This window comes from Deinococcus marmoris (genome assembly GCF_001949125.1).
GTDB classification, from domain to species: Bacteria; Deinococcota; Deinococci; order Deinococcales; family Deinococcaceae; genus Deinococcus; species Deinococcus marmoris_A.
The window spans coordinates 38,789-47,678 of sequence record NZ_MSTI01000175.1 but is presented as its reverse complement, the minus strand read 5'-3'; the positions used below and the strand labels follow the sequence as shown (position 1 = coordinate 47,678).

The 8,890-nt window shown below is 67.1% G+C and carries 8 protein-coding genes and 1 pseudogene; 6 read left to right on the top strand and 3 right to left on the bottom strand.

Annotation, left to right across the window (positions count from 1 at the left end; all coding sequences use genetic code 11):
* Positions 1-721: pseudogene (locus tag BOO71_RS25020) on the bottom strand (hypothetical protein); the annotation flags it as partial.
* A gap of 105 nt (positions 722-826) precedes the next feature.
* On the opposite strand from BOO71_RS25020, the gene BOO71_RS25015 reads away from it, so the two are divergent.
* From BOO71_RS25015 to BOO71_RS24990, 6 genes are all read left to right on the top strand, one after another.
* Positions 827-2,524: a glycerol-3-phosphate acyltransferase gene (locus tag BOO71_RS25015; protein ID WP_075836952.1), complete on the top strand. Its 1,698-nt coding sequence runs from the start codon at positions 827-829 to the stop codon at positions 2,522-2,524.
* 175 nt (positions 2,525-2,699) lie between these two features.
* Positions 2,700-4,223: a phospholipase D-like domain-containing protein gene (locus BOO71_RS25010; protein ID WP_075836944.1), complete on the top strand. Its 1,524-nt coding sequence runs from the start codon at positions 2,700-2,702 to the stop codon at positions 4,221-4,223.
* 46 nt (positions 4,224-4,269) lie between these two features.
* Entirely contained in the window at positions 4,270-5,265 is a 996-nt protein-coding gene (gene ispH / locus BOO71_RS25005; RefSeq protein ID WP_075836943.1) for a 4-hydroxy-3-methylbut-2-enyl diphosphate reductase, read from the top strand.
* Positions 5,266-5,338: 73 nt separating this feature from the next.
* Positions 5,339-6,142 (top strand): [LysW]-aminoadipate kinase, encoded by an 804-nt coding sequence (locus BOO71_RS25000; RefSeq protein WP_075836942.1) that lies wholly within the window; start codon positions 5,339-5,341, stop codon positions 6,140-6,142.
* A gap of 28 nt (positions 6,143-6,170) precedes the next feature.
* The gene (locus BOO71_RS24995; RefSeq protein WP_075836941.1) at positions 6,171-6,500 is read left to right on the top strand and encodes a YbjQ family protein; all 330 of its coding nucleotides are present in this window, start codon (positions 6,171-6,173) and stop codon (positions 6,498-6,500) included.
* Between the two features lie 21 nt (positions 6,501-6,521).
* Positions 6,522-6,800, top strand: coding sequence for a hypothetical protein (locus tag BOO71_RS24990; RefSeq protein ID WP_075836940.1), 279 nt, complete (start codon positions 6,522-6,524; stop codon positions 6,798-6,800).
* Positions 6,801-6,906: 106 nt separating this feature from the next.
* On the opposite strand, the gene BOO71_RS24985 is transcribed toward BOO71_RS24990, so the two are convergent.
* Positions 6,907-8,265, bottom strand: a complete 1,359-nt coding sequence (locus tag BOO71_RS24985) for a S1C family serine protease (RefSeq protein WP_075836939.1) — start codon at positions 8,263-8,265, stop codon at positions 6,907-6,909.
* A 93-nt stretch (positions 8,266-8,358) separates the two neighbouring features.
* Complete coding sequence (locus tag BOO71_RS24980) at positions 8,359-8,781, bottom strand: S1 RNA-binding domain-containing protein (RefSeq protein WP_075836951.1); 423 nt, start codon at positions 8,779-8,781, stop codon at positions 8,359-8,361.
* Positions 8,782-8,890 lie beyond the last annotated feature (109 nt).

Here is an 8,890-nt window from a genome sequence, read left to right as displayed (position 1 = left end):
GGCGGCGGCCCAGCAGCGGGGCCGCGCCGGGTTCGGGCAGCGACAGCTTCAGGCCCAGGCCCTGCGCCTCCTGGGCCACCCGCGCCGCGTCAGGGTGGGCCGCGCCGCCCAGCAGGGCATGCAGCTCGCGGAGCTGTTCCGGGGCCAGCGGGGTTGCGCCCGCCAGCGCGTAGGCCGTGGCTGCCGTGTGGGCCGCCGCCTGCACGTCGTCTGCGCCCTGTGTTCGGGCCTGTCTTCGGGCGTGGGTCAGCAGCGCGTGGCGGTAAGCGTCGGCCAGCGCCTCGCGGGTTTCCAGCACCCACTCTTCCAGCTCCCCCGACAGCTCGGCGTGGCCCAGGCCCAGTAAAAACGGCCCGCCGTACAGGTCCGCCGCCGCCGCCAGATCAAGGGCGTGCAGGGCCGCCTGAAACTGCGCCGCGTCGCACGCCAGCAGGGTAGACACCCGGCTCTCGGTGGCCACGATCAGCGTGGGCGAGGTTTTGCGGAGCTGGGCCACCGCCACCGACAGACTGTTCATCGGATTGGCCGCCGACGGCCAGAAGAGCTGGGCCACGTCCCGGCGCGGCTGCTCTCCGCGCAGCGCCAGATACGCCAGCAGCAGCAGCGGCTTTTCACGGCCAAAGGCGTGACCGATCAGCTCCAGGCATCCCAATGTCCGTAGATATGGCGTCCGCAGATGTGGCGTCCGCGAAGGCCGTGGGCGGAGATGACGGGCCGTCATGCGCCGATTGTAGTCGCTGGCGCAGGGAAAGCCCGGGTCTGGCCCGGCGCGGTGGGACACATGGGATGCCAGAACCGCTGGTCCAAAAGCCCTAGAATGCCCGACATGTTGTTTCTGTCGGCCCTGTTGCTGCTGGTGGCCTTTCTCGTGGGCAGCCTGCCGCTGGGCTATCTGCTCCTGAGCCGCGCCGGGGTCAACACCCGCCTGAGCAACGCCCACAACCTGGGCGTGGAAAACATGCTGCGGCTGGTGGGGCCGGGACTGGCGACGGCCTCCGCGCTGCTGGACGCGGGCAAAGGGCTGCTGGCGGTGCTGATGGCCTCCAGCCTGGGCCTCCCGGAAGTGAGCGTGCTGGCGGCGCTGGCGGCGTACCTGGGGCATCTCAATCCGCCGAACGCGCTGTATCGCCCGCTTTATGGCCCAGCTTTTGGAAGGGTGCCGCCGCGTGGGCGCGGGAGTCTGGTGCTGCTGGGCGTGCTGGCGGGAGTGGCGGTGACCGGGGCCGTGCCGCTGTGGGCCGCCGCCCTGCCAGTGGTGGTCTACGCGGGCGTCACCGGGTACTGGGGCTATGTCAGCGCGGCAACCCTTTCGGGACTGGCGGCCTTCGCCGCCGTGGTGGCGCTGCTGCCCATCGGCGTTCCGGCCAAGCTGGGGGCGCTGGGGCTGCTGGTGGCGGCGGGCTGGCGCTTCAAGGAAAACATCGGGCGCATGCTGGACGGCACCGAGCCAAAATTTGGCGAGGAAGTGCCGCTGGCCGGAAAGCGCAGCGACGAGGTGGTGGCCGCCTTCATGATCCACCCGATGACGCTGGAGAATTTCTGGTCCGCCCCCCGTTTCGCGTGGCTCAGACCTCTGGTGGAACGCGGCGTGATCAGCGAGGCCAGCGTGCGCCAGATGGCCGCCAACCTGCGCCCCATGAAGGTGGGCGAACTGCGCGGCATCCGCACCCCGGAGGGCCAGAGCATCCGCTGCTACCTGCTGTCCAGCCCGCTGCTGCCCGACGTGTTCGACACCAACCCGGAACTGGCGACGCGCCGGGCCATCGAGGGCGCGCGGCTGGCGCATGAGCTGGGCGCGGAGGTCTTCGGGCTGGGCGCGTTCTGGTCCGTGGTGGGCAACAAGGGCGTGGACGTGCAGGCCGCCGTGCCCGAAATCACCGTGACCAACGGCGGCGCGTATACCTCCGGGACCATTAAAGCCGCCATTCCGGGCATCCTGAAACACTTCGAGTCCGAGGGCCGGGACCTGAAGGCCGCCACTGCCGGAATCGTGGGCGCGAACGGCGTGGTGGCTTTCGGCATCGCGCGGACCATTGCGCCGCAGGTGGCCAAAATTATCATGCTGGGCCGCAATCTGGACAAGCTGGAACGCAGCGCCGCCACCCTGCGCCGCGCCAACAAGGACACCGAGATCGTGACCACCACCGATTACGCCGCGCTGACAGAGGCCGACCTGATCTTCACGGCCACCAGCGACCCGCTGCCGGTGATCTTTCCTCAGCACGTCAAACCCGGCACCTGGATCTTCGACGAGGGCCGCCCGGCAGACGTGGACGAGAGCGTGGCGAGCATTCCCGGCGTGCGCATCATTCCCGGCGGCGTGGTGCGCCCCCCCGGCGGCATGACCAGCAACATCGACCTGCAATTCGGCGAGGGCGCGGTCCCCGCCTGTCTGGCCGAGACGCTGATCATCGCGGCCACCGGGGAGCATGGGCGCAAGAGCCTGGGGCCACAGACCCTGAGCGAGAACATCAATTTCTTTGTGGAACAGGCCGCGCGGCTGGGCTTTGAAGTGGTGGACTAGAGCGGTTACTGGAAGAAGCGAGAGAGTTGAGGCAGGCATCAGACGCGCTTCCCTCCCCTTCCCCCCGCTGACCATCATCCGGTCTCCGCGCCCAAGCTGACGCCTCTCTAAGAGATTTCGAGACATGCCTTAAACTGCGCCCTGCACGGTTCCGGCGGGCCTATGCTGCGGCGTGATGTTCCGTGCGGCGCGTTCCCTTCTGACCCTCGCGGTCCTGGCCTGCGGCGGAACAGGACTGGGCGCGGAATTGCCGCTTTTCCTGGGACCCGCGCTGCCTGCCGCACCCCTGAATCTGCCCGCCTGCGCCCCGCCCACGGACCCGCTGGAACGGGCGGTGTGGGGGGTAGTCACCGAGAATGGCCAGCCGGACCTGAGTTGTGACAATGCCTTCGTGGGCTACCTGCGGACGCCGCGCAGCCTGACTACACCGCTGGACGCTTTCGAGGTCACCGCCAGCCAGATCGCCAACGCCCACAGCGAGGTGCTGCTGGCCAGCATGGAATGGCAGGCCGGGCCAGGAAAACCCGGCTGGACCTTCGCGCAGGCGGTGGCCACCCTGTACGGGCGGGTGCGGGCCGATCCCGCCGCGTACCCGCAGGGCATGACGGTGCGGGCACTGCTGGGCGGCTTTCCAGACTTTCAGCGCCCGGATGGCCGCACGCAGCCACTGGCGCTGCTGGGCGATCTGCTGGGGCTGGGCGTGCCAATGGAAGACGCCCGCGTGGGCTGGAAGCTCAGCATCCTCAACTACCGCTACTTTCCGCACAGCCACGTCAAGCTGCACGTCATCGACGGACGGGACCTGACCGTGGCCGGCTACAACTACACCGACTGGCACCTGCCCGCTGCCGAACCGGGGGGACGCAGCCTGCATGACCTGGGCCTGCGCATGACGGGACCGGTGGCGCAGAACGGCGTGGCCGTCTTCGACGATCTGTGGCGGCACAGCCTGCAACTGCGCTGCCCGGCAGGGGTGACGGCGGCGGAAGCCGAAGCGCAGTGCCAGATGGCCCCACCGGACCCGGTGACGCACCCGGCAGCCGCGCGGGAAGCCGTGCCGGGCGGCCACGCGCGGGCCTTCATGCTGTACCGCCGCCCCGGCGACGACGCGGCGGACCGCGCCCATCTGGCCCTGCTGGGCGCGGCGCAGCAGCAGATCGAGCTGATGCAGGCGGATTTTGGCCCCACCCTGAACTGCTGGGGCGCGTACCTGAACCCGCAGGGCTGCGGCCCGGACTCCTGGCCGGTGTACATGACCGCCGTGCTGGACGCGCTGGAGCGTGGGGTGCATGTCCGGCTGCTGACCGTGGATTACGGAATCAGCGCGGCACCCAACCGCAGCGGCATCACCCTGTTGCGTCAGGAGTTACGCCGCCGGGGCATCGAGGACCGTTTCGAGGCGCGCTACACCACCTTCAACATGCACACCAAGGCGCTGTCGGTGGACCGCCGCATGGTGGTGGTGGGCAGCATGAACTTCCACTTCAGTTCCTGGGGCACCCTGGGGCTGGCCGAGGCTGCCCTGGCGACAGACGATCCAGCCGCCGTGCAGGAGCAGGAAACCAGCTTCGAGACCATCTGGAAGACCGCCAGCCGCCCTGTGCCGGACGAATGGTGGCTGAAGAACGTGACGCGTGATCTGACGACACAACCCGCCGCCGGGACAGCCGACACGGTCACGCCGCGCCCCGGCCCGTAAACTGGGGGCATGACTGACCTCTCCCCCGTTTCCCTGGGCCTGCCGCATGGTTGAGCGCATCTACCTTGCCAAGCCGCGCGGCTTTTGCGCGGGCGTGGTCATGGCCATCGGCGCAGTCGAACGCGCCGCGCGGACCGAGGAAAAACCGGTCACGGTCTACCATTCCATCGTCCACAACCACACCGTCGTGGACCGCCTGGCGCGCGACCACAGCGTGCATTTCGTGGAAAATCTGGATGACGTCGAAGCCTTGCCGGAAGGGGGCGAGACCGTCGTGTTCTCCGCGCACGGCATCAGCCCGCTGGTGCGCGAGCGGGCGCGGGCGCTGGGGCTGGCCACCATCGACGCCACCTGTCCGCTGGTCACCAAGGTCCACACCGAGGCCAAGAAATACGCCCGCGAGGGCCACACCATCCTGCTGATCGGCGACAGCGCCCAGCACCAGGAGGTGATCGGCACGCGCGGCGAGGCCCCGGACAACACCATTCTGGTGGGCGTGCTGGGCAAGCGCGGCGAGGGCCTGCACGACCCGCATACCGTTACGGTGCCGGACCCCGAAAAACTGGTGGTGCTGACCCAGACAACCCTCAGCGTGGACGACACGCGGCGCACGGTGGACATCCTGAAAGCCCGCTTCCCGAAGCTGATCGTGCCGCCCAGCGAGGACCTGTGCTACGCCACCAAGAACCGCCAGGACGCCGTGAAGGCCATCGCGCCCAACGTGGACGCCTTTCTGGTGCTGACCAGCACGCACTCCAGCAATGGCATGCGGCTGCTGGAGCTGGCCGCCGAAACCTGTGGCCGCGCCGAGCGACTGGAAACTGTGGCCGATCTGGCAGGACTTGATCTGGAGGGCGTGAAGGCTGTGGGCATCACCAGCGCCGCCAGCACCCCCGACGATCTGGTGCAGGAGGTGGTGGCCCACTTCCGCGCCCTGAACCCAGATTTGCAGGTGATCGAGGAAGGCGAGTGGGAGAATATCGAATTCCGGGAGCCGAAGAAGATCCTGGCCAGCCAGCCTCTGCCGCGCACGATGGGGTGATACAGACCGTCTGAACGTCTGATCGCCCGCCATCTGCCGTTTGCTCTAGCATGCCCCGCATGAGGGTACGAGCTTGATTGTGGTCAAAGTGGGCGGCAGCGCCGGGATCGATTACGACGCGGTGTGCGCCGATCTGGCGGCGCGCTGGAAGGCGGGCGAGAAGCTCATTCTGGTCCACGGCGGCAGCGGCGAGACCAACCGCGTGGCCGAGGCGCTGGGCCATCCGCCCAGGTTCGTGACCAGTCCCAGCGGCTATACCTCGCGCTTTACAGACCGCCAGACCCTCGAAATCTTTGAGATGGTCTACTGCGGCAAGATCAACAAGGGCATCGTGGAGCGGCTGCAACGGCTGGGCGTCAACGCGGTGGGCCTGTCGGGCCTGGACGGGCGCATCTTCGAGGGCCGCCATAAGGACAGCGTGCGCGCGGTGGAAAACGGCAAGACGAAGGTGCTGCGCGGCGATCACACTGGGACAGTGGAAAAGGTCAACACCGGCCTGATCGAGCTGCTGCTGGGCGCGGGCTACCTGCCGGTGCTGACGCCGCCCGCCAGCAGTTACGAGGGCGTGGCGATCAACGTGGACGGGGACCGCGCCGCCGCCGCGCTGGCCGTGGCCTTAAAGGCCGAGGCGTTGCTGCTGCTGTCCAACGTGCCGGGCCTGCTGCGCGATTACCCCGACGAAGCCAGCCTGATCCGCCAGATTCCGGCAGATGACGTGGAATCGTATCTGGAATTTGCCCAGGACCGCATGAAAAAGAAGGTGCTGGGCGCGGCGGAGGCGGTGGCGGGCGGCGTCAAGCGCGTCATCTTCGGGGACGCCCGCGCCGGGCAGCCGATCACGGCGGCGCTGGACGGAGCGGGAACCGTCGTTTCGTAAGCATCAGTATTGAGAGATAAGGAGACACATGGACAAGATCATGATCACCACCGCGAACGAGTTAGAGGGCTTCCGCGTCGTGCGCCAGTTGGGCGTGGTGCGCGGGCTGACCGTGCGCTCGCGCAGCGTGCTGGGGAATCTGGGCGCGTCGCTGCAAACCCTGATCGGCGGCAACATCACCCTGTACACCGAACTGGCCGAGAAGGCCCGTCAGGAGGCGTATGACCTGCTGGTGCAGCACGCGCTGGAGCATGGGGCCAACGCCATCATCGCCATGCGCTATGACGCCAACGACATCGCCGACGGCGTGACCGAGGTGCTGGCCTACGGTACGGCGGTGGTGGTGGAACCGCGCTGAGTCACCCTTGACTGCCATCAGATGAATGCCGCCGAACTCCTGAATTACCTGAACGCCAGAGGCGGCCAGGAATACCGTGTCACCGCCCTGCTACACGTCGGCAAGGGCAAGAAAGCCAGCGTGCGCGAGCTGGGCGAATACTGCCTGAACGTGCGCGGCACCCAGGTGCAGGCCACCGGCCCCAGCGGGCAGACCCGCCTGCTGGACCGGGGCGAATTCATGGCCGTCTTCAGCAGCTATTCGTTCAGCCCCGCGACACCCACCGGGGAAATGACCGATCTGGGACCACTATTCGGCTAGGCGAGCGTGCGCTTTTCGGCCTCGCCCATTTACGTCCGGCACAGCAAAAAGAGGAAGGGGGCAGAGGTCACAACCCCCCGCCCCACTCCTGGTATTCCTTCTGGATTTACTGCTGTTGCGCGGTGGGGAAAGTCACATCGCCGAGGTTGACCGTGACCTCGCGGGTCTGGCCTCCGCGCTTGACCGTCAGCTTCACGCTGTCGCCCATGCTCTTGCCCAGGACGGCGCTCTGAAGGCTGTTGTCGTCGGTGATCGGCTGGCCGTCGATGGCCGTGATCAGGTCACCGTCGGTGGAGACCGTGGTGGTCTGGCCCGTGGCGGGGTTGGTCAGCTTGATGCTGTCGTTGCTGCCCGCCTGCAACTTGGCGTTGGCGGCGGGGCTGCCCGGCACCACGGACTGGATCAGCGCGCCGCTGGCGGGCAATCCGGCGGTCTTGCGCTGGGCGTCGGTCAGGCCGCTGACATCGGTGAACTGGATGCCCATGCGCGGCGGCTGCACCACACCGCCGTTGCCTGCCTGAAGCTGAGGCAGCAGTTTCTTGACGGTGTTGACCGGGATGGCGAAGCCCACGCCCGCGCTCTGGCCCGCGCCGCCGGTCAGGATCTGGGTGTTGACACCGATCACCTCGCCAGCACTGTCCAGCAGCGGACCGCCGGAGTTGCCGGGATTGATGGCCGCGTCGGTCTGGATCAGCTTCTGATTGATGCCCTGCGTGCCCACCGGGGCGGTGCGTTCCAGGCTGGAGATAATGCCCTCGGAGACGCTGAAGTCCAGGCCGAAGGGTGCGCCCATCGCCACCGCTTTCAGGCCCACGTCCAGCCTGTCGCTGTCCCCCAGTGGAATCGGCTGGATCAGGTTTTTGGGCAGGCCCTCGGGACGGATCAGGGCCAGATCGAAGTCGGGGGCGCGGGCGATGACTTTGGCCTTGTACTCGGTCTTGTCGCCGTGGACGCGGATGGTGATCTCGCTGGCCCCGTCCACCACATGGTTGTTGGTGATGATGTCGCCCTGGCTGTCCACGAAAAAGCCGCTGCCCGTGCCGGTCTGGGGCTGGGGCGTGCTGTCCCCGCTGCCACTGCTCCCGCCACTGCCATCCCCGCCGTCACCGAAGGGAAAGCCAAAGGGCATCTGCTCCTGCATGCGCTTGCGAAGCTGCGCCTGTGGGCTGCTGGAGCTGTCGGCCTTCTCGGTCACGCTGACGAAGACCAGGCCGCCCTGCCGCTGCTTGACCACATCGACGGTGTTGGCCTCGGACTCGGTGCGGGCGCGGCCCCCGTCATAGCTCTGGGAAAGCGGGGCCTGGGGCGGCGTCGCCAGGGTCTGCACCATCTGCCCCTGGATGTTCTGGGAAGCGGTCACAGGTGTGGCGTTCTGGGCGCTGCCACGTTCATTAATGCCGTAGCCCACGAACGCGCCGAGGGCCAGCGTGCCCGACAGGGCCAGGATAGACAGGTTCTTCTTCATGCCTGTCACTTTGCCGCCCTATGGTTACACGGCGGTTAAAAGGAACCGCCCCCGACCATTTCGGGCCGGAGGCGGTTTCTTTTAAGCTCTGGTTTACTTCTTGCGTTTGCCGCCGCCACTGCTGCCCGGCTTTTTGGGGCCGCCCGTGGTGGTGCGTTCCTTGGCGTCGCGCATGAAGGAGCGCAGCTTGGCCTCGAACTGAGGACTCTGCCGCCCGATAGCGCGCGGACGCGGCACTTCCTCGGGTTCTTCGAGCAGTTCCTTGATCGACAGGTCCAGACGGCCCCGCTCATCGCGGCCCAGCACCTTGACCTCGATGCTGTCGCCCTCGCGCACGTGATCGTGGATGTTGCGCACGAACGAATGGGCGATCTGCGAGATGTGAACGAGGCCCGTCTCACCGTTCTCGAACTGGATAAACGCGCCGAAATCGGTCACGCGGGTGATGCGGCCCTCGGCCACCGCGCCAGAATCAAGTTGCACTAAAGGGTTTCTCCTAGGGAAAGCATGGCTCATATGGTACACCATGCGGGCCGCAAGAGAGTTGCTTTTTAAACGTGGGGTCAAGTCCAGATAGAAAATGCCGTCCAGACGCATAAAAATCGGCGCATGAAAACGCCTGGGC

Bases quoted from the DNA above. Each gene is read 5' to 3' on its own strand.
- BOO71_RS24980 (WP_075836951.1), bottom strand. From the start codon at position 8,781: ATGAGCCATGCTTTCCCTAGGAGAAACCCTTTAGTGCAACTTGATTCT.
- BOO71_RS24985 (WP_075836939.1), bottom strand. From the start codon at position 8,265: ATGAAGAAGAACCTGTCTATCCTGGCCCTGTCGGGCACGCTGGCCCTC.
- BOO71_RS25015 (WP_075836952.1), top strand. From the start codon at position 827: ATGTTGTTTCTGTCGGCCCTGTTGCTGCTGGTGGCCTTTCTCGTGGGC.
- BOO71_RS25010 (WP_075836944.1), top strand. From the start codon at position 2,700: ATGTTCCGTGCGGCGCGTTCCCTTCTGACCCTCGCGGTCCTGGCCTGC.
- ispH (WP_075836943.1), top strand. From the start codon at position 4,270: ATGGTTGAGCGCATCTACCTTGCCAAGCCGCGCGGCTTTTGCGCGGGC.
- BOO71_RS24990 (WP_075836940.1), top strand. From the start codon at position 6,522: ATGAATGCCGCCGAACTCCTGAATTACCTGAACGCCAGAGGCGGCCAG.
- BOO71_RS24995 (WP_075836941.1), top strand. From the start codon at position 6,171: ATGGACAAGATCATGATCACCACCGCGAACGAGTTAGAGGGCTTCCGC.